At 31.6% G+C, this 21080-nt stretch carries 21 protein-coding genes; 9 read left to right on the plus strand and 12 right to left on the minus strand.

Features of this window, described 5'->3' with window-relative positions; genetic code table 11:
* Nucleotides 1-15: 15 nt before the first annotated feature.
* Both ACH2CG_RS12155 and ACH2CG_RS12160 read right to left on the minus strand, forming a co-directional pair.
* A complete protein-coding gene (locus ACH2CG_RS12155) occupies nt 16-1005 on the minus strand; it encodes an acyl-ACP desaturase (RefSeq protein WP_395065550.1) in 990 nt (329 codons plus the stop codon).
* Nucleotides 1006-1039: 34 nt separating this feature from the next.
* Entirely contained in the window at nt 1040-1789 is a 750-nt protein-coding gene (locus ACH2CG_RS12160) for a lysophospholipid acyltransferase family protein (RefSeq protein ID WP_395065552.1), read from the minus strand.
* A gap of 139 nt (nt 1790-1928) precedes the next feature.
* Here ACH2CG_RS12160 and recA point away from each other — a divergent pair, with 139 nt between their 5' ends.
* The 4 genes from recA to ACH2CG_RS12180 all read left to right on the plus strand — a co-directional run bounded on the left by recA (nt 1929) and on the right by ACH2CG_RS12180 (nt 5505).
* Nucleotides 1929-2933, plus strand: a complete 1005-nt coding sequence (gene recA / locus ACH2CG_RS12165; RefSeq protein WP_395065610.1) for a recombinase RecA — start codon at nt 1929-1931, stop codon at nt 2931-2933.
* A 104-nt stretch (nt 2934-3037) separates the two neighbouring features.
* A complete protein-coding gene (locus tag ACH2CG_RS12170; protein WP_395065554.1) occupies nt 3038-3448 on the plus strand; it encodes a hypothetical protein in 411 nt (136 codons plus the stop codon).
* 9 nt (nt 3449-3457) lie between these two features.
* A complete protein-coding gene (locus tag ACH2CG_RS12175; RefSeq protein WP_395065556.1) occupies nt 3458-4003 on the plus strand; it encodes an RNA polymerase sigma factor in 546 nt (181 codons plus the stop codon).
* On the plus strand, nt 4000-5505 hold the full coding sequence (locus ACH2CG_RS12180; protein WP_395065558.1) for a hypothetical protein: 1506 nt from the start codon (nt 4000-4002) through the stop codon (nt 5503-5505). Before ACH2CG_RS12175 ends, ACH2CG_RS12180 begins: the two co-directional genes overlap by 4 nt.
* A gap of 78 nt (nt 5506-5583) precedes the next feature.
* On the opposite strand, the gene ACH2CG_RS12185 is transcribed toward ACH2CG_RS12180, so the two are convergent.
* The gene (locus ACH2CG_RS12185) at nt 5584-6321 is read right to left on the minus strand and encodes a lysophospholipid acyltransferase family protein (protein ID WP_395065560.1); all 738 of its coding nucleotides are present in this window, start codon (nt 6319-6321) and stop codon (nt 5584-5586) included.
* 93 nt (nt 6322-6414) lie between these two features.
* Here ACH2CG_RS12185 and trpS point away from each other — a divergent pair, with 93 nt between their 5' ends.
* Nucleotides 6415-7386 carry a tryptophan--tRNA ligase gene (gene trpS, locus ACH2CG_RS12190; RefSeq protein WP_395065562.1) on the plus strand — a complete coding sequence of 324 codons (972 nt, stop codon included), beginning with the start codon at nt 6415-6417 and terminating at the stop codon, nt 7384-7386.
* A gap of 79 nt (nt 7387-7465) precedes the next feature.
* Here trpS and ACH2CG_RS12195 read toward each other — a convergent pair whose 3' ends face one another.
* From ACH2CG_RS12195 to dprA, 3 genes are all read right to left on the minus strand, one after another.
* Nucleotides 7466-8152: an XAC2610-related protein gene (locus ACH2CG_RS12195; RefSeq protein WP_395065564.1), complete on the minus strand. Its 687-nt coding sequence runs from the start codon at nt 8150-8152 to the stop codon at nt 7466-7468.
* Nucleotides 8153-8178: 26 nt separating this feature from the next.
* The gene (locus tag ACH2CG_RS12200) at nt 8179-9027 is read right to left on the minus strand and encodes a hypothetical protein (RefSeq protein ID WP_395065566.1); all 849 of its coding nucleotides are present in this window, start codon (nt 9025-9027) and stop codon (nt 8179-8181) included.
* A 62-nt stretch (nt 9028-9089) separates the two neighbouring features.
* Complete coding sequence (gene dprA, locus ACH2CG_RS12205) at nt 9090-10202, minus strand: DNA-processing protein DprA (RefSeq protein WP_395065568.1); 1113 nt, start codon at nt 10200-10202, stop codon at nt 9090-9092.
* A gap of 102 nt (nt 10203-10304) precedes the next feature.
* Here dprA and ACH2CG_RS12210 point away from each other — a divergent pair, with 102 nt between their 5' ends.
* Complete coding sequence (locus ACH2CG_RS12210) at nt 10305-11249, plus strand: SPOR domain-containing protein (protein ID WP_395065570.1); 945 nt, start codon at nt 10305-10307, stop codon at nt 11247-11249.
* A gap of 208 nt (nt 11250-11457) precedes the next feature.
* Nucleotides 11458-11967 (plus strand): acyl-CoA thioesterase, encoded by a 510-nt coding sequence (locus ACH2CG_RS12215; protein WP_395065572.1) that lies wholly within the window; start codon nt 11458-11460, stop codon nt 11965-11967.
* 91 nt (nt 11968-12058) lie between these two features.
* On the opposite strand, the gene ACH2CG_RS12220 is transcribed toward ACH2CG_RS12215, so the two are convergent.
* The 6 genes from ACH2CG_RS12220 to ACH2CG_RS12245 form a co-directional block, all read right to left on the minus strand.
* The gene (locus ACH2CG_RS12220) at nt 12059-13600 is read right to left on the minus strand and encodes a hypothetical protein (protein WP_395065574.1); all 1542 of its coding nucleotides are present in this window, start codon (nt 13598-13600) and stop codon (nt 12059-12061) included.
* Between the two features lie 40 nt (nt 13601-13640).
* A complete protein-coding gene (locus ACH2CG_RS12225) occupies nt 13641-14423 on the minus strand; it encodes an enoyl-CoA hydratase/isomerase family protein (protein ID WP_395065576.1) in 783 nt (260 codons plus the stop codon).
* 10 nt (nt 14424-14433) lie between these two features.
* On the minus strand, nt 14434-15906 hold the full coding sequence (locus tag ACH2CG_RS12230; protein WP_395065578.1) for a sensor histidine kinase: 1473 nt from the start codon (nt 15904-15906) through the stop codon (nt 14434-14436).
* The gene (locus ACH2CG_RS12235) at nt 15907-16452 is read right to left on the minus strand and encodes a CopD family protein (RefSeq protein ID WP_395065580.1); all 546 of its coding nucleotides are present in this window, start codon (nt 16450-16452) and stop codon (nt 15907-15909) included.
* Between the two features lie 90 nt (nt 16453-16542).
* The gene (gene hemH / locus ACH2CG_RS12240) at nt 16543-17559 is read right to left on the minus strand and encodes a ferrochelatase (RefSeq protein WP_395065582.1); all 1017 of its coding nucleotides are present in this window, start codon (nt 17557-17559) and stop codon (nt 16543-16545) included.
* Nucleotides 17560-17657: 98 nt separating this feature from the next.
* Nucleotides 17658-18530: a helix-turn-helix transcriptional regulator gene (locus ACH2CG_RS12245; protein ID WP_395065584.1), complete on the minus strand. Its 873-nt coding sequence runs from the start codon at nt 18528-18530 to the stop codon at nt 17658-17660.
* A 227-nt stretch (nt 18531-18757) separates the two neighbouring features.
* On the opposite strand from ACH2CG_RS12245, the gene hemA reads away from it, so the two are divergent.
* Both hemA and hemC read left to right on the plus strand, forming a co-directional pair.
* A complete protein-coding gene (gene hemA, locus ACH2CG_RS12250) occupies nt 18758-20017 on the plus strand; it encodes a glutamyl-tRNA reductase (RefSeq protein WP_395065586.1) in 1260 nt (419 codons plus the stop codon).
* A gap of 66 nt (nt 20018-20083) precedes the next feature.
* Nucleotides 20084-21010, plus strand: coding sequence for a hydroxymethylbilane synthase (gene hemC / locus ACH2CG_RS12255; protein ID WP_395065588.1), 927 nt, complete (start codon nt 20084-20086; stop codon nt 21008-21010).
* The last annotated feature ends 70 nt before the right edge of the window (nt 21011-21080 follow it).

Below are 21080 nucleotides of genomic sequence, written 5' to 3' on the forward strand. Positions count from 1 at the left end.
GAAAATTAAACTTATTTATTTAATCAATGCAGGTTGCACCCATTTAAAGATATAATTTTCTTCGGGCAACACCAATCTTTCTGAAACTTTTGCCATTCTTGCTGGTAATTTCATTAGGTAATCTCTTGCTTTTTCGGCTTCGTCGGTAAGATTTCCAATTTTATCAATTTGCCATTTATCAATTAGTTTTTGCATAATATCTACATAATCATTGGCAGTATAAACACCAATTTTCTGTGCAGATGTAGAAAACTGTTCGAAAGCAACACTTATTTTCTCACCAGATTCTCTTAAAAAAAGAGCAGGCATAGTGATTTTTTGCTTCATCATGTATTGAAAAGCAATCATCATTTCGCTTGGGTCAACTTTAAAGATTTGATTTACAAATTCGCTATAAGCATGATGGTGACGCATTTCATCGCCAGCAATCATCTTGCAAACTTTAGATAATTTAGAATCGCCATATTGTTTAGCTAATTGCGAAACTCTATTGTGCGAAACATAAGTTGCAAGTTCTTGAAAACTGGTGTAAACAAAGTTTTTATAAGGATCACGACCTGTACCAATATCAAATCCATCGGCAATTAAATATTGCGTTGTAATTTCTACTTCACGCATGTTAATTCTGCCCGATAGGTACAAGTATTTATTTAATAAATCGCCATGACGATTTTCTTCACTTGTCCATTGACGAACCCATTTAGACCATCCATTTCTTTCTACATTATCTACGCCTTCTACATCCATAAGCCATGACTCATAGGTAGGAAGTGCTTCTTCTGTAATGGTATCGCCAACCATGGCAACCCAAAAGTCGTAAGGTAAATCTTTAGCAATTTCTTGCAATTCTTTTACATCTTCAAAGAAAGTATCACTTTGAGCATCGGGTAAAAAGTCTGATGGTTGCCAAATTTTTTCTACCGGAATTAAAAATTGGTCAACAAATCCATCAACTTTATTTTCTAGAAATTGCATTACTTCTAGACGAATGTTTTTTATAGACATTGTAATATTAAATTTTAAATTTTAAATTCAAATTTTAGGATTGTAGCAGTGTACTGTTTAATGGTTGCACTACTGCTTTTTCAGTTTTCTGAATTAATTCTTCAAATAAAAAATCGCGAACAGCAATTGGTTCATGAATAATAAATTCTAATTTATTGCCCAATCCCATTGGGAAAGCTCCAAATTTAACCATTTTCCACGAATTATTTATAGAAATTGGCACAACATAAGCAGAAGGAGCGTATTTACATAGAATTTTCAATCCGCTTTGTGCGAATTCTTTTGGTTTTCCATCTTTACTTCTAGTTCCTTCTGGAAAAATAACTGCCGATCTGCTGTTTTTTTCAATATATTCACCAAGACTTTTTATTGTAGGAATGGCTTGTTTGGGATCTTTTCTATCAATTAAAACCGATCCGCCATGCCTTAAATTATAAGAAACACTCGGAATTCCTTTTCCTAATTCTTTTTTACTTACAAATTTTGGATGAAATCTTCTCAAGTACCATATTATCCCAACAATATCATAAAGACTTTGATGGTTAGCAACAAAAATAATAGGAACGTTTGCCGGAATTAAATTTCTATTTTTAAACGAATAAGTTGTACCTATTATATTAGTACATCTAACGAGAAAAAAATTTAAATAATCGACACTTTTCTTGTGAGCTTGATAACCAAAAACATTGAGACAAAGCCACTGAATTGGATGAAAAACAACCAAACATAACCCAAAGCAAAGGTAGTAAATAATAGAAATTGGATAAGAAATAAGCTTTTCCATAACTGTAAAAAAAATTATTGGCTAAAGTAATAAATATATTTTGGATGGAATTGTTTAAAACTCATTTCTATAAACTTCTTTTACATCAAAAAAATATTTATTTTTACGAAAAATACAAGCAATCTAAATGAAAGAAAAAATGAGTTCAGAAAAAGAAGCTAAATTAAAAGCCTTACAACTAACGCTTGACAAATTAGACAAAACTTACGGAAAAGGAACCGTAATGAAAATGGGTGATAAAGCCGTAGAAGAAGTAGAAACAATTTCATCGGGTTCATTAGGTCTAGATTTAGCTCTAGGTGTTAATGGATATCCTAGAGGAAGAGTTATAGAAATATATGGACCAGAATCGTCGGGTAAAACAACCTTAACGCTTCACGCTATTGCCGAAGCTCAAAAAGCTGGAGGAATTGCAGCATTTATTGACGCAGAACATGCATTTGATAGAAATTATGCCGAAAAACTTGGTGTAGATATTGAAAATTTAATCATATCTCAACCTGATAATGGTGAGCAAGCATTAGAAATTGCTGAGAATTTAATTCGTTCGGGAGCAATTGATATAGTTGTTATTGACTCTGTTGCTGCCTTGACTCCTAAAAGTGAAATTGAAGGCGAAATGGGCGATTCTAAAATGGGATTACATGCTCGTTTAATGTCGCAAGCTTTGAGAAAACTAACAGGAACTATTAGTAAAACTAACTGTACGGTATTCTTTATCAATCAGTTGAGAGAAAAAATAGGTGTAATGTTTGGAAATCCAGAAACTACTACTGGAGGAAATGCATTAAAATTTTATGCTTCGGTTCGTTTAGACATTCGTCGATCTTCTCAAATTAAAGATGGTGAAAACGTAATAGGAAACAGAACCAAAGTGAAAGTGGTAAAAAATAAAGTAGCACCACCGTTTAAAGTAGCCGAATTTGACATTATGTATGGCGAAGGAGTTTCTAAAACTGGTGAAATTCTTGACTTAGCTGTAGAGTTTGAAATTGTAAAAAAAGCAGGTTCATGGTTTAGCTACGGCGAAACAAAACTAGGTCAAGGTCGTGACGCAGTAAAATCTTTAATAAAAGACAATCCAGAATTGGCCGATGAGCTTGAAGTAAAAATTAAAGCTCGAATTAAAGAAAACAATGCTTAAATAAATTTAAAAAATCCTGTTAATAAACTTAACAGGATTTTTTTTTAAACTAGACGCAACCTTTTGTAAATTTATGCATCCTATAAAAAATATACTTTACTATAATGAAAAAAATTATACCTTTTTTAATGCTAAGTTTGATCATATCATCATGCAGTTTAAGTGATGACGGTGATTCAAGTTTTGTCTATGAAATATTACCACTTACACAAGTAGATATGCCTACTGCTTTCGCCAAAGACAGTACAACACTTATTCCACTAAAATTTATTAGACCTTCATCATGTCATTTTTTTAACGATTTTTATTATGAAAAAGACGGATTAAATAGAGTCGTTGCAATAGAAGCTGTAAGGGCTAACAGAAGTGATTGCCAAGTAACAGGAACAACAGAAACTGTAAATTTAAAATTTAGACCAGCAACAATTGGGTTGTATCATTTTAAGTTTTGGATAGGATCAGATTCTCAAGGTGTAGACTTGTTTTCAGAATTTGATGTTGATGTAAATCATTAAAAAAACAATGTGTTGAGCCTAACGGATATAATTAATGAATGTAAAAAAGAGAATATTAAAGCACAGGAACAATTATATAAGTTATTTGCTCCCAAAATGTTTTCAATATGCTTAAAATATTCACGCAATTATGTAGAGGCTCAAGATCATTTGCAGGATGGGTTTTTATTGGTTTTTAAAAAAATACATTTATATGAATTTAAAGGTTCATTTGATGGATGGATAAAACGAGTTATTATCAATCATGTATTGCAACAATATAGAAATAAAAGTTTTCTTAGTCTTATTGATGAAGATGTTGCAGAAGATGTTGCAGTAGAAATTGATGATTATATTTCAATGGAGTTTTTAATAAAAATTATTCAAGAACTTCCAGATCGATATCGATTGGTTTTTAACTTAAATGTGTTTGAAAATTACTCTCATCAAGAAATTGCAGATTCGCTAGGAATCTCAGTTGGAACCTCTAAGTCTAACCTGAGTAGAGCAAAAGTAATATTAAAAGAAAAAATAGAAAATAATACAGGTAGTTCTAAAATGCCTTCCATACTATGAGTGAGAGAAAAAACATAAACCATCTCTTTCAAGAAAAGTTTGAAAATCACGAAGTTATTCCGCAAGAAATTGTTTGGAAAAACATTGAAATCAAATTAAAAGAAAAGAAAAAAAGAAGAGTAATACCAATATGGTGGAGATTATCGGGTAGTGCAGCAGCTTTACTGATTGGGTTTTTCGTGTATAATAACTATTTTAATGCTAACCCTAATAACGAAGTTGTAACAAGAGATGAAAAAAGTAGTGAAACCAAGACCAACACTATTATTAAATCTACAGAGTACAGCAATAAAACTACAACACCTAGCAGCACTAACAATTCAAGTGCTGTAGCCAACAAAGAAGAAAACAAAGAAGTTACAAATGAAAACTTAGTACACAATGAACAAATCAATCATGACAAAATAAATGAATCGATTGAATATAAAAAACCACATAATAATGAAATAGTAGTTAAATTAGAATTAAAAAAAGCAATTAATGGCAAGACCATCACAGGTAAAGATGCTAATAATTCTAAAGTATATAAAAACCAAAGCACAGATGAAAATATTGTTTATAACGATTTAACTTTAATAGACAATAAAGAAATTGCAACGGTAATTGAAAATAAAATTAAGACCAAAGAAAATATTATAACTTCAAGTTTCTATAAAGAAATTGTAAATAATCTAGAAAATAACACAGTAGTTTTAAACCCTAATTTAAAAATTGACTCAATAAAGATTGCAGTTGTTGAGCCAAATGCGTTGGAAGAATTGCAAAAAGAAAAAGAAAAGAAAATTATTACCGAACAAAAATTAAATAGGTGGCAAGTTTCATCTAATCTTGCGCCTATTTATTTTAGTTCAACCACCAATGGATCGCCATTAGATAAAAGATTAGAAAGTAATAATAAAAATTATGCGACCAACATAGGTTATGGATTGGGTATAAAATATAGTTTGAATAAAAAAATAAAACTAAGAAGCGGTATCAATATAGTTTCTGTAAATTATGAAACCAACGGAATTGCTTTTTATCAGAACACTAGCGGAACTTCTAAAATTACAAATTTAAACCCAAATAATGCTGGAGCCTACATTGAAATAGAAAATCTAGACAATGTAAATACATCGTTCAATAAAATACAACAACATTTTGAAGGAAAGATTAACCAAAAATTAGGTTATATAGAAGTGCCAGTAGAAATTTCTTATTTGATATTAAATAAAAAAATAGGAATCAACATTATTGGCGGATTGAGTTCTTTACTACTAAATGAAAATGAAATTTTTTTAAAATCGGAAGGATTAAATTTAAAAATTGGTGAAGCTAGTAATCTTAATAATATTCACTTTAGTGGAAACTTGGGATTGGGGTTTAAATATGGTTTTTTTAAACACCTTGAAGCTAATCTAGAGCCAGTTTTTAAATATCAAATAAATACATTTAGCAGCGATGCCGGAAACTTCAAGCCTTTTGTTTTTGGAGTTTATTCGGGATTAAGTTTTACTTTTTAAGTTAGTTTAAAATTAGTTAAGTGATGTTATTGCTTTAGAGTAATAACAGAAAAGAGCGTCTAGTTAAACGCTCTTTTTTTATGGATTAAATTTTTCTAATTGCTTTAAAATAATAGTTCGTGTTGCTTCTTTAAGCTCTTTTCTATCGGTAGCAACTTTTCCTTTAGTTTCTATAAAAGTGTGTACTTTGGCTCGCAACAATCCTGGTTTTCCGCTTAGAAAAGTATATGAAAATCGTTTTTTATTATCAGCAAATGTAATTGGTACTATAGGAATTTGGTGTTCTATGGCAAGTCTAAAAGCTCCGTCTTTAAATTCGTCTAAAACAACAGACTCTTCTGGAACGCCACCTTCAGGAAAAATACATATACTCATTCCTTGACTCAATCGTTTCTGTGCTCTTTCAAAAACCTCGTGACGGCTTTTAGGACTATTTCTATCTACCAAAATGCACGTTCGCTTATAGAAAAAACCAAATAAAGGAATCTTTACCAATTCTTTCTTTCCAACAAACACAAACGGATTTCTAACAAGTGCCAACATCAACATTATATCTACCATAGAAGTATGATTGGCAGTTAGCATATAGCTTTTTCCTTGTTCTAATTCTTGTTCACGCTCTACTTTATAGTAAAATCCCATGCCAAGTAAAATCCCTCTGGCCCAAATTCTCGCCATAATAAAAAAATAAGGATACCATTCTTCTCTTAGAATTGAAATTACAAGAAATGGAAGCATAATTATGATAAAAACGCCCATTAAAATGTAAAACCAAATGCGATATAATGTCCAAAAAACAATTTTTAGTAGTCTCATAGTGTCAAAAATAAGGAATAGTAAGGAATTTTTAATACAAACGATTAACTTTGCATAAAATAAATTTAGATACTGATATAAATTCAGCATATTATGGCTAAAATACTAACCGGAGTTCAAAGTACAGGCACACCACATTTAGGTAATTTACTAGGTGCAATTATTCCTGCAATTGAACTGTCTAACAATCCCAATAATCAATCGTTTCTTTTCATTGCCGACTTGCACTCGATAACTCAAATTAAAGACGGACAAACCTTGAGAGCAAATACATACAGTACTGCTGCTGCTTGGCTTGCCTGCGGATTGGATATTAACAAAGTAACTTTTTACCGACAAAGCGATGTGCCACAAACAGCCGAATTGTCTTGGTATTTAAGTTGTTTTTTTCCGTTTCAACGATTAACATTAGCCCATTCGTTTAAAGATAAATCCGATAGATTAGAAGATGTAAATGCCGGATTATTTACTTATCCAATGCTTATGGCTGCCGATATTTTATTGTATGACGCCAATTTTGTTCCAGTAGGAAAAGATCAAATGCAACATATAGAAATTACGCGTGATGTAGCTTCACGATTCAATCATTTAATGGGCGATACTTTTGTAATTCCAGAAGGAAAAGTTCAAGAAGAAACCATGTATGTGCCAGGAACAGATGGCGGAAAAATGAGTAAATCTCGTGGCAATATCATTGATATTTTTCTAGACGATAAAGCATTGCGCAAACAAATTATGACTATCGAAAGCGACAGCACACCACTAGAAGAACCTAAAAATCCGGATACTTGCAAGATTTTTGCCATTTATAAATTGGTTGCCACCGAAGATCAAATTACCACAATGAAACAAAATTATCTTGGCGGAAATTATGGTTATGGACATGCAAAACAAGCCTTGTTTGAACTTATTTGCGAGAAGTTTAAAACAGAAAGAGAAAAATACAATTACTATATAAACAACCGTTCTGAAGTTGACGAATTATTGAAAAAAGGTGCATCTAAAGCTCATCTTGTTGCCAATGAAGTTTTAAGTAGAGTTAGAATTAAATTGGGATTTGAATAATCTAAATTTCAAAATTTTATAGTAAGTTGTTGCAATAATTAGTTGTTTTTTGCAACAACTTACTACCAATAAAAAGTTGCTATTGCTTTACATTAACTTCTTTTTCTATATACTTGCCACCAACCAACTTTTTAGTAAATACATGTATTGAGTCTGAATTATTGGTTAAATCTTCAATACGTTCTTCTTTTAATATAAGCTTGTTGTTTTTCCAAAAATAGGTTTCATAATGAAATGATTCCAATGCGACTCTCCACTCTGAATAAATTTCTTTCTTGGTAGCGTCAAATCCAGGATTGTAAATGCTGTCTAATGCAAAGGCATGTTTGTAAATATGGTCTTTATTTTTATATATCCAAAAACTATATTGTGTATTGTATAATCCGTTGTAATTTATTATTTTAAGATCTTTAAAACCATCAAAATTAACATCGTCTTCCAACCAAAAATCGGCTTGCCAAGAAGATAAAAAGTAGTCTTTTTTAAATTTTATTTTTTGTATTTTTTTGTCAAACTTATTCTCTATTTTAATAGAATCGAAAGAAATATTTTCATTTTCATCTTTTGAATAATACATGTAAAAATAACCTTCATTATTAGATTTTTTTAAACAATAAACAGAATCATTAATTTTATTTTCGGCATCAATTTCTTCTTCAATGCTGTCTTTTTTTACAGAAATAGCCTCAATCTTTGTGGTTTTTTTGGTTTCGTGCCTACAACTGTAAAGTGTAATTATCAAAACAATAATTAGAATTTTCTGCATTTTTTATATAATGAAAAAAATCATTGTTATCTACTACACCTAACCATTAATAAAATTAATCTAATAACTACAATGGCTAGAACAATCATGCTTCCTGTTGATAATGCCGACGATGAATTTCCAGACGTTTTTTGGGTTCTCACAATTGTATCGTCTTTGTTAGATTTTAGTAAATTTGCCAAATCATTATCTACGGCTTTATAGTTGCTCATTGCCAACATCATTGGGTTTAAAAAACTTATTTTTATGTCAAAATTTACTAACGTACTCGACATTAAATTCATCAATTTCTTGATTTTTTCATCGTTTTCTAATGATCTAAAATGAGAAAGCAAATCGTAAAAACTTCTATGTTTTATAAAATTAAAAGAAATAGAATCTTCTATTGTAGGATTTTTTTCTAGTTTTTCTACTACCAAATCTAACTTCTCGGACACTTTTTTATTTAATTTATCTAATGCATTTTGGGGTAAATATTCTTTAACAACCAATAAATCTTCTATATCGTCAAATCTGTTTTCTGTTATCTTTTTATCAAAAAAAGCGTTCAAATCGTCACTTAAAAACTTGTCTATAAACAATTTTACGGCTTCGGGCGATGCCTCATTTTTAATATCAGACATGAATCTTGTACGCGAATGATTTTTCTTTGCAAAGAAATTATATAAAATGCGGTTGCCCGATATAAAAAGCAATTCCTTCGGATAATCATTCATAGCCAAAGTCAAATTGGTAGCTGTTGCACCATCAATATTGGGGTTTTGGCTTCGTTCTATTTCTATTTGTTTCTGAATCTTTACAGTATCATCAAATGTAAACCGGGTTGCATTTTCTTTATAAATACCTGCATTTTCAAATAGTTCAATAATATTCATGGTTATTTTTTTATGAAAAACAAAAATATAATTTTAATCGATTAATTCTAAATATTTTAAAATTAAATCGCCTCAAACAGTTTTCCGGGTAACGGACGAACAACACCTTTCAACTCCATATTGATTAATAATGACGAAATTCTATAAACAGGAAAATCGCAAGCCAAGGCAATTAAATCTAACTCTTTCTTGCCAATACCAATTAGATAATCGTAAATCTTTTGTTCATCAGCATCCAACGATACAAAAAGTTGTTTCTGAATTGTTTTATTGCTTTTAGAATCATTTTCATCAAGTTCCCAATTTAAAATGTACACAATATCTGCTGCCGATGTCAATAAATGAGCGCGTTGGGTTTTAATTAAATTGTTGCATCCTTGACTAAATTTATCTGAAGTTCGTCCCGGCACAGCAAATACATCACGGTTGTAGTCGTTAGCTAAATTGGCAGTTATTAACGAACCACCTTTTTCGGCACTTTCTATCACAATTGTAGCTTCACTCATGCCGGCAACAATTCGGTTTCGTTTTACAAAATTTTCCTTTTCAGGATTAGAATTACTCCAAAACTCCGTCATAAATCCACCATTTTCCTCCATCTTGGCAACATATTTTTTATGCACTTTAGGATACACTTGATTCAATCCGTGAGCAACAACACCTATAGTTTGTAAATTGTTGTCCATAGCAATTTTGTGAGCAAAGATATCAACACCATATGCAAATCCCGAAACTATAATGGGGTTTAAAGGTGCCAAATCTTCTATAAGTTTTTTACAAAAATCGATACCATAAGCGGTAATTTCTCTTGTGCCAACAATACTTATTATTTTTCTGTTATTAAAATCGATAGCACCAGATGTAAACAATAAAACCGGTCCATCAATACAATGTTTCAACCTCACCGGATACTTTTCATCTTGATAATAAAGAATCGATATTTTGTTCTCTTTAATATATTGAAGCTCGACCTCGGCAAGTTTAAAAGCCGATTTATCTTTCAAGTTTTTAATTAAAACTCTACCAATTCCATCAATAGATTCTAGTTGTGAGGCTTTGGTTTTAAATATATTTTGTGCACTTCCGCAGTGATTAATTAGTTTTTTGGCAACAATATCGCCAACTCCTTCTATTTTTAATAGTGCTAAAACGTGTAATAGTTCTGTATCGTTCATTGTAAATTATTGGTTTTCAAAAGTAAGAACAAAAATTAAAATTGTTAACAAAGTTTGTTAATAAAATTTTGCAATATGCATTAAATAAGTAAATTTGTCATTATGAAGATTGATCAATATATTTCACAATTACTCTATCGTTATCAGTGTGTAACAGTTCCAGGATTTGGTGCTTTTTTAACCGAAATCCAATCGGCACAATTGCACGAAGGTTCCCATTCGTTTTATCCACCCAAAAAATTAGTGTCGTTTAATTCGTATTTAAAAAACAACGATGGTTTACTGGCCAATCATATTGCTCAAGCCGAGAAAATGTCTTATGAAGTTGCCGTTTCAGCAATAGAAAACCAAGTAACCATTTGGAAATCTAAACTGCACGATTTTGGTGCTATTACATTAAAGAACATTGGTGAAATATCTTTAAATCAAGAAAAAAATCTAGTTTTTGTTCCTTACGATCAATTAAATTATTTAACAGCATCGTTTGGACTTACAACTTATATTTCACCAGCCGTAAAACGAGAAATTTTTAAAGAAGAACTGCAAGAACTGCAAGAAACAACCACAATAAATTTCACTCCAGAAACTAAAAAAGGCACAAATTTCTTGAAATACGCCGCCATTTTTGTTCTAGGCGCAGGTCTTCTAGGCGCAGGAGGTTTTCTAGGAAACAACTATTATCAAGCCCAAATTGAGCAACAAACAGTAGCTGTTCAAGCCAAAGTTCAAAAACAAGTAGAACAAAAAATACAAGAAGCCACCTTCTTTATTTCAAGTCCGTTGCCATCAGTAACATTATCGGTTTCTAACAGTAAAATGCCCTATCATATTGTTGCAGGTGCTTTTCGTCAAGAAGAAAATGCGTTAAAAATATACAGTGAATTGTTAAAACTAGGTTATCCAGCCAAACGAATTCCCAAAAACAAACACGGCCTATATCCAGTAGTGTACGGCAGTTTTAGCTCCTACAGCGAAGCCCAAAAAGAAATGCAAAAAATACAAAAATCACACAATCCAGAAGCTTGGTTGTTGATAGAAGAACTATAAGATTATCCCGATTATTTCGGGATTTTTTGTTTCTAGAACCCAAACAGTAGTTTTTATTTACAATGGCAATTCCTGCCATTCAATACAATCTTGGTTTCACTTGTTTAGCAACAAGTAAAACCAAGATTTCCATTACTGTCAGGAGTAGCAGTAATCCATTTTTATATTTGTATTCTAGTTTCTCATAACTATCTTTGTAAAAAAAAGCATGACTCCAAAACATCCTATAGATTCCCTAACAATCCTTACAGATTTAGTATTACCAAGCGAAACCAATCCGCTAAATAACCTTTTTGGAGGCGAATTATTAGCCCGAATGGACAGAGCAGCAAGTATAGCCGCAAGACGACATTCTAGAAGAATTGTAGTTACCGCATCTGTAAATCATGTAGCCTTCAATCGTTCTATAGCCTTAGGAAGTGTAGTTACTATAGAAGCAAAAGTTTCAAGAGCATTTACATCATCCATGGAAATTTATATTGACGTCTGGATAGAAGATAGAGAATCAGGAATAAGAACCAAAGCCAACGAAGCAATTTACACCTTTGTAGCCGTTGACGATTCGGGCAATCCAGTTCCGGTTCCACCATTAGAGCCAGAAACAGAAGAAGAACAATCTAGATTTGATGCCGCATTAAGAAGAAAGCAACTAAGTCTAGTTTTAGCCGGAAAAATGAGCCCACATGATGCAACAGAACTAAAAGCATTGTTTGTATAAATTCATAATAAAAAAACGCACAAAAGCCAACTTAATGCTTTCTGTGCGTTTTTTTTGTCTTAAATTTTAAAAAGAAAATATATATATTTAGTTATAATGTAATTTTCAAGAGTTGTTTTTTCTTTCCTTTTCGTCCTATAAAGTAAACAGAATTATTAGTGACAGCACCATCAGAAACCATAAATGGAACTTCGCTGTCTTTATCATCAAGAATTTCTTGGTAATCAAAATCGCCATTTGGTTTAATTCTAATAATATTTAAATTAGAACGTTTTGCGCTTGTTTGTCCAAATTGAATTCTATCGTTACTTATTTTTTTAACTTTTTCTCCAGTGTTTATAAAGAAAAAAGTATCATCACCTTTTATAGTTGACGTGTATGAAATATAAGAATCATCGCCACTTGTTGACTGACGTTTGTTAATGTTTCTAGCCCAAATCAAATCGCCTTGAACATTTAGTTTTGCACTCACAATATCATTATAATAATAAGTAGTTCTTGTAGACATTCCTCCACCAGGTTGCATCATGGTTGTTGTAATCACATAAAATTCTTCGGCATTAAAAACAATATCGCCTGATGCGGTAATAGAAATTCCTCTAAAAGAAAGGTTTCTTAACTCTTTATCTTTGTCTTTTCCATATTTATCAATCATAAATTGCTCGGTAAAAGGATTGAATTTAGATTTTTTTATAGCTAACGTTTTTGGATCCAATTCAAAGTAGCTTAATCCTTTGTAACGCGAATCATTTCTATCAGAATAAAATCCTACACAGGTAACTCGGTCTTGAAAAACAATCGTTTTTAGTGATCCAGAATAATGTTCTTCTGTGTCAAAAACTTGAGTTGCAATTCCATCCTTAGTTATTCTTGAAAGTTCATATTGGTATTTTCCACCGTCTTTTTTCTTTTTCTTTTCTGTAGTATAGACTTTTCCTAATAAATACAAAGTGTTTCCATCTTTAGAAACATCAATGTTTTCATATCTAAATTTTTTATCTTTAATATCGCGTTTAAACTCGTGAATAAATTTCTGATTTAACTTAGCGTCAAATAAATATAACTTGTGTGTTTCTTGGGTTTTATTAGAAATATCTACAATAATAGAAAACGCCGATTTGTCTTCATTTACAATCATTTGAGCTCCAGTATCGCCATCATAACTGCCACTATTTCCCCAAAAAGAAAAACCACTTACTTCTTCACTTGGAAGTGTAAAAAGTTCTTTTTTAGTAAAATTAAAATCTTTTATACTTGCAGAATTTGCATTACAAACAAAAGCTTTTTGTTCCTTTACATAAGTAAAATCGATAATACTTACTTGATCTTCGTTAACGATAATTCCCATAACACCACTTCTTTTAGAATCATATTCAAATTCTTTTATGAGCTTCATATTAGAATCATAATGTTCAAAATAATAGCCAAATGCACTTGAAAAAGCTCCGCCCATAAACGAACGAACAATGATTAATCCGCCATTTCCGTCTTCTTCTACAGACATAATGGTAGAGCGTTTGTACTCATCTTTAAAAACATCACTTTGTTGAATCTTAAAAGGAATTTCTTGCGCCTGTGATGTAGACACGTGTAAAAGCAATGCAAGAGCAAAGCAGGTAAAAAGTTTTTTCATTGAATAGGGTTTAGAGGTTGTTTAATTTTGTTGCAATTTATTATTTCCCAGTAAATTGGGCTTTTCTTTTTTCTAAAAATGCGGTTGTTCCTTCTTTAAAATCTTCTGTTCCAAAACATTTTCCGAAGTTTTTAATTTCTGTTTTAAATCCGTCAACACCATCTCTATAATTAGCATTTATAGCTTTAATTGCTTGACCAATTGCTACTGGAGAATTTCTCATGATTTTAGATGCAATACCTTTTACAAATTCTAATAGTTCACTTTGTAGCACAACATGATTTACTAATCCGTAGCTTTTTGCAGTTTCTGCATCAATCATTCCGGCAGTCATAATTAATTCCATAGCGCGACCTTTTCCTACTAGTTGAGGTAAACGTTGCGTTCCGCCATAACCAGGAATTACTCCAAGAGAAACTTCTGGCAAACCCATTTTGGCATTGTCGGATGCAACTCTAAAATGACACGCCATTGCCAATTCTAATCCGCCACCAAGTGCAAATCCGTTTACGGCTGCAATTACTGGAGTTTTTAAATTCTCTATAAAATCAAACAATAATTCTTGTCCTTGTTGTGCTAGTTGTGCGCCTTCTTCTACAGAAAAATGTGCGAATTCTGAAATATCTGCGCCAGCAACAAATGCTTTTTCACCTTCGCCAGTGATGATGATAACTTTGGTTTCATGATTTTCGTCTAATGATTGAAAAGCATAGTGCAATTCTTGAATAGTTGAAACATTTAAAGCATTAAGTTTAGATGGTCGGTTGATGGTGATTTGTCCAATTCCGTTTTCAGTTGAAACAATTATGTTTTCGAAGTTCATAGTTTTTATATTATTTTTCAATTATAGGAAGCGAAACTATAAAAGTTGTTCCTTTTCCAAATTCAGTTTCAAATATAATAGTTCCTTTGTAATTTTCAATAATGTTTTTGATAATTCCTAAACCTAAGCCCATTCCGCTATTTTTAGTTGTAAATTTTGGTTCGAAAATACGTTCGATATTTTCTGATTCAATTCCAATTCCGTTATCTTTTACAGAAATGTTTACATTATTTTCTACTTGTTTTACTTCTACTATAATAGATTTTTCTGCTTGATTTTCTGGAATTGCTTGAATGGCGTTTTTAACTAAATTAGTAATAATTCTAACCAATTGTGTTCGGTCCATAATGGTGATAATTTCCTCTTCATCACTTTTAAATTGTAGGTATTCTTCGTTGAAAATATCTAACGAAAACTCTACAACTTCAACAACATTTAAAGTTTCGTTTTGTTGTGCTGGCATCGAAGCAAAGTTAGAAAATGCCGATGCAACCGAACTCATAGTATCAATTTGTTGAATCAATGTCTTGGTATAATCGTCCAATTTTTGTTTCAAATTAGGATCTTCAGGATCAAATTTTCTTTGAAAACTTTGCACTGTCAATCGCATTGGCGTTAACGGATTTTTAATTTCGTGTGCAACTTGTTTTGCCATTTCGCGCCAAGCTTGTTCACGTTCGCTTTGTGCCAGCATTGAAGCGCTTTCTTCTAGTTTATCAACCATGTCGTTGTATGCTTTTATCAACGAATTGATTTCTTTACTATTGGCTTCAACAAGGATTTTTTCGTTTTTCTGATTTAAACTTGTTTCATTAATTTTATCAGAAATTGTTTTTAAAGTTTGGGTAATATATGACGATAAAAAGTAGGCAAGAGCAAAGGCAATAATCAACATAAAGAAGTAAACCTGACTCAGACTGATAAGAAATTGCTGAATCTCATCTTGATAAAAACTATCGTCTTCTACATAAGGTAAATTCAGAATTCCGAGTGGTTTAAATTTATCATCTTTTATTTGGCTAAATGACGATCGATTTTTAACACCATCAACACTTTTAATATCTACATAACGTTTTTCAATAGACGATTGAACAAGTTTTATAATGTATTTTGGAACTGGAGGCGAAATGCTATCTACAGAAAACGAAGCTTTAGACGATTTTAGAAGTTTTCCGTCAAGTGAATAAATATTGATTTCTACATTGTGGATGTCTGACAATTCGTGAATTTTATCCTTAAAAATATAAGGCAAATTGCGCTCTGTTAATGGATAAGTAGAATTGGCAAGAACATAATTAATGTGCTCTTTTACAGCATCTTCTTTTCTGTCTAATCGTTCTTGATAGTATTTTTTGGCTTCGTTTTGAAACTGAATTACCGATATTGTAGCTAACAAAATTGAAGTAATTAATATCAATACAATCATCGATAGGAAAATCCTAATTCGAAGTGAAAGCATAGACATTTTGAAACCGTTTAGCATTTATGACTTGTTTTTTTCTCGAAGTCTTTTATAAAATTTGAATCCCAACATAATAATAATCGAAAACAAAAAGATTCCGATTACGCCATAAATCCAGTTGAAAGCATTTTTTAAAATTACTAAAAAAACTACAGCAAATAAAATAATTGTGGCACCTTCATTCCATAATCGCATAAAATTAGACGAATATTTGAAAACATCATTTTGTAATTCTTTGAAAATCAGGTGACATTTTATGTGATAAGCAATTAATAAAACTACAAATCCCAATTTTACTTGCATCCAACGCATTTCTAAAAACGCAGGATTCAAATGCAATAATGAAAGTGCAAAAATCACTGCTAAAACCGCGCTTGGCCATGAAATAATGTACCACAAACGATACGTCATTATTTTGTATTGCTTTAGTAAAATTTCTCTTTCAGGCGAAGGTTTTTCGTTGGCTTCAATTTGATATACAAATAACCTAACAATGTAAAACAAACCCGCAAACCAAGTGATTACGAAGATTAGGTGTAGCGATTTTATGTAGTTGTAGATATCCATTTTTTTTATAAAAGTTGCCACGAATTACACAAATTTACACTAATTCTTTAATTCGTGCTAATTTGTGTAATTCGTGGCTAAACAATTTTTCTATTTTCTCTTAAAATCCTCAATCCAATTTGCTACAAAGCCACACCATTCATCATCATCATTCATACAAGGAACTGCCATAAATTCTTCGCCACCATGATGCAAAAATTGTTCGTTGGCTTCCATTGCAATTTCTTCTAAAGTTTCTAAACAATCGGACACGAATGCTGGAGTTACAACCGCCAATTTCTTAATTCCTTGTTCGGGCATTTTGTTGATTTCAACATCGGTGTAAGGCGTTAACCATTTGTCACCTGCTAAACGAGATTGGAATGTTTGGCTGTATTTTCCTTCTGGAATTCCTAATAATTTTACAACTTGTTTTGTGGTTTCATAACATTGATGACTGTAGCAAAATTCGTGTGCTGGCGATGGCGTATTGCAACACGTTCTGTCCATTTTACAATGCGATTTGGTAACATCGGTTTTACGAATGTGACGTTTCGGAATTCCGTGATACGAAAACAACAAATGATCGTAATCAAATCCTTCCAAATGCTTTTTCATCGAATTAGCTAATGCCTGAATATAATCGGGTTTGTTGTAAAATGCTGGAACATTGGTAAAAGTCATTTCAGGAAAAAACTTCTGACGCAATTCTTCTGCCAAAACCACAATTGTAGTTGTCGAAGCCATAGCATGTTGCGGATATAAAGGCATCAACATTACTTCGGTTACGCCTTTGTCTTTTAATTCTTGTAAACCTTTTTGAATGGTCTTCGTTCCATAGCGCATTGCCAAAGCCACAGGAATATCAACCAATTGCTGAACTTTTTGATGCATTTTTTTAGAAAGTACAATTAAAGGCGAACCTTCGTCAGTCCAAATTCGAGCATAAGCTTCTGCCGATTTTTTTGGTCGCGTTTGTAAAATAACACCTCGAACTAATAATGCTCGCAATAAAAACGGAACGTCAATTACGTATTTATCCATTAAAAATTCATCTAAATACGGCTTAACATCTTTGGCAGTTGGACTTTCTGGAGAACCTAAGTTTACAAGTAATACACCTTTCATAGTAAATTTAATTTTTTTGTAAAAGTAAATGATTCTTACTTTTTACATTTATGTTTATGTTTTTTTTATCGATTGTTTGATATACGAAATTGATGCTGTTATGTATTTGGATTTATCGACATCAAATATTTCTTCGGTGTAGTTGCAAATTTTTTCTTAAATGCTGCAATAAAATGACTTCCGGTGCTGTAACCTATTTTTAGCCCAACTTCGTTTACATTATACGAACCAGAATCTAATAATTGTCTAGCGTAGTCCATTTTATAATCAAATAGAAATCCGTAAACCGTATCGCCATAAATTTGTTTGAAACCCATTTTTAGTTTTTTCAAACTCAGTCCAACTTGCTCCGAAAGTTCTTCCAATCCTGGTGGTTCAGCCATATTTGAAATGATAATTTCTTTGGCTTTTTTAATTTTCAAAACATTGTCTTCATCAATTAAAAACGGACATTGCTCAGCATTTGGATCTTCCGAACGATTGAAATACAAACTCAATAATTCGTATCCTTTACCTTTATAGTATAGATTTTTTATGGACGGATTCAAATTATAGTGAAACAATTGACTTAATACAATTGCCATTGACGGACTAATATCTCCTTCCTTATAATATTTTTTGTCTTTATTTTCATCACTTAAAAACGGAATGTGTTCAGAATCATTAGAAAACAAACCGTGAAACTTTTGAATGGAAATTATAACAGAAATTATCCAAGAATTTGGAGCCAATTCTAAATTCAAAGGCAACTCTTTTTGTGGATTGTAGAATAATAATGACTTCTCATCTTTCAATTCTAAAGCATAATTTCCTTCGTTAAACACAAATTTTGCTTTTCCTTTAATGCCAAAATGAAATTGAATAAGCCCTTGATTTACATGCTTTTTCACATGAAAATTTTCGTTTCCATCATTTTGAAAACGAATTAGGGTAAAATCATTTTCAATTGTTATTACTTCTTGAGAACCCATAGCGATATTTTTTCGTATATGATTTTGAAACCTAGTCAAATTCTTATTTAGAATTAATCTACATAAGATAGTTGTTACGACTTGATTTCAGTACAAATTTATAATAAATAACGCTATAAAGTCGAATTTGGTTTAAAAATTCTCAGAGCGATACAAAAAGTCCCTCTAGCGTTGTTTTTATGAAATAGATAGTAATAATTTTGTTAAACTTTTTAGAAAAGTAGAATATGGAAAATTTTAATATGTCGAAACACACTTCTTTTTACGCATTAGGTTTGAGTTATAAAAAAGCAGACGCCGCTATTAGAGGTAAGTTTAGTTTAGACAATCAAGCAAAGTCAACTTTGTTAATACAAGCCGAAGCTGAAGGAATTGAAGCATTGCTAGTGACTTCTACTTGTAATAGAACTGAGATTTATGGTTTTGCTCAACATCCATATCAATTAATAAAATTACTTTGTGAAAACAGTAATGGTAGCGTTGAAGAATTTCAAGAAGTTGCCTATATCTATAAAAATCAAGAAGCAATCAATCACATGTTTCGTGTTGGAACAGGTTTAGACAGTCAAATTCTTGGGGATTTTGAAATTATTAGCCAGTTAAAAATCGCTTTCAACGAAAGTAAATCTAACGGAATGGTAAATTCTTTCCTTGAAAGATTAGTGAATTCGGTTATTCAAGCTAGTAAAAAAATTAAAACGGATACCGATATTTCTTCTGGAGCAACATCGGTTTCATTTGCATCTGTTCAATATATTATCAAAAACGTAGCCGATATTTCCAATAAAAACATATTACTTTTTGGAACAGGAAAAATTGGTAGAAACACTTGCGAAAATCTCGTAAAACATACCAAGCACGATCATATTACTTTAATAAACCGTACTAAAGATAAAGCCGAAAAATTAGCTCAAAAATTGGATTTAATTGTTAAAGATTACGCCGATTTACAGTTGGAACTTCAAAAAGCCGATGTTGTAGTTGTTGCCACTGGAGCACAAAATCCTACTATTGATAAAGCGATTTTAAATCTGAAAAAACCTTTGTTGATTTTAGATTTATCTATTCCAAAAAATGTTCACGAAAATGTAAAAGAGGTTGAAGGTGTAACGTTAATTCATCTTGATCATTTGTCTCAAATTACAGATGAAACGTTAGAAAAACGTAAATTACATATTCCTGCAGCCGAAATAATTATTGAAGAAATAAAAGAAGAATTCATAGCTTGGACTAAAAACAGAAAATTTGCACCAACAATTCAAGCATTAAAAGAAAAATTAAATTCTATAAAAGACGGAGAATTGAATTTTCAACGCAAAAAATTATCTAATTTTGACGAACATCAAGCCGAATTAATAAGCAATAGAATCATTCAAAAAATCACCAATCATTTTGTAAACCATTTAAAAGATGGCGAATCAATGGACGAAGGTATTGAATGGATTGAAAAAGTATTTCAGTTAGAACAAGAGAAATCATTTTTTTAAAGATAAAATTTCACAACAATAAACCTTAATGAACCTTAATTCCTTAATGGTTCAAAAAAGAATAAAATGTCTGAAAAAACAATACGTATAGGAACTCGTGATAGTGAATTAGCGCTTTGGCAAGCACACACGGTTCAAAAACAATTAAACGATTTAGGTTACAAAACCGAAATTATAGCCGTAAAATCGCAAGGTGATATCCTACTTGATAAGCCGCTTTACGAATTAGGAATTACCGGAATTTTCACAAAAACATTAGACATTGCAATGATTAACGGTCAAGTTGATATTGCAGTGCATTCTATGAAAGATGTTCCAACGGCGCTTCCAATTGGAATTGTGCAAGCAGCAGTTTTAGAAAGAGCCAATATTTTAGATATTTTAGTTCACAAAGGCAACTTAGATTTTTTAGAATATAATGGAACAATCGCCACAGGAAGTTTGCGTCGTCAGGCAATGTGGTGGAACAAATATCCAAATCACAAAGTGGTCGATTTACGCGGAAATGTAAACACGAGAATGCAAAAATTGCAGGATAATGATTGGAGTGGAGCCGTTTTTGCAGCCGCAGGTTTAGAAAGAATCAACTTAAAACCTGATAATTATATCAATCTCGATTGGATGATTCCTGCACCAGCACAAGGCGCAATGTTAGTTGTTGCAATGGATGAAGACGAATTTACGTTGGATGCACTTTCACAATTAAATCACATTGAAACCGAAATCTGTACCTATATAGAAAGACAATTTCTAAAAACGCTCGAAGGTGGATGTACTGCGCCAATTGGAGCTATTGCAACGTATAACGAAAAGGAAGATACTATCAATTTTAAAGGAGTTTTACTATCAATTGATGGAAAACAAAAACTAGAAATAGAAAAACTAGTTGACATTTCTGAATGGAAAAAACTAGGATTCAATGCCGCACAAGAAATTTTGAATAATGGCGGAAGTGAACTGATGATAGAAATAAAGAAACAATTGAAGAAATAAAATTGAACCATTAAGGTATTAAGTTTCATTAAGTTTTACTCTTAATTTTTCTTAATACCTTAATGGTTTA

This window comes from Flavobacterium sp., from assembly GCF_043778725.1.
Classification (GTDB): domain Bacteria; phylum Bacteroidota; class Bacteroidia; order Flavobacteriales; family Flavobacteriaceae; genus Flavobacterium.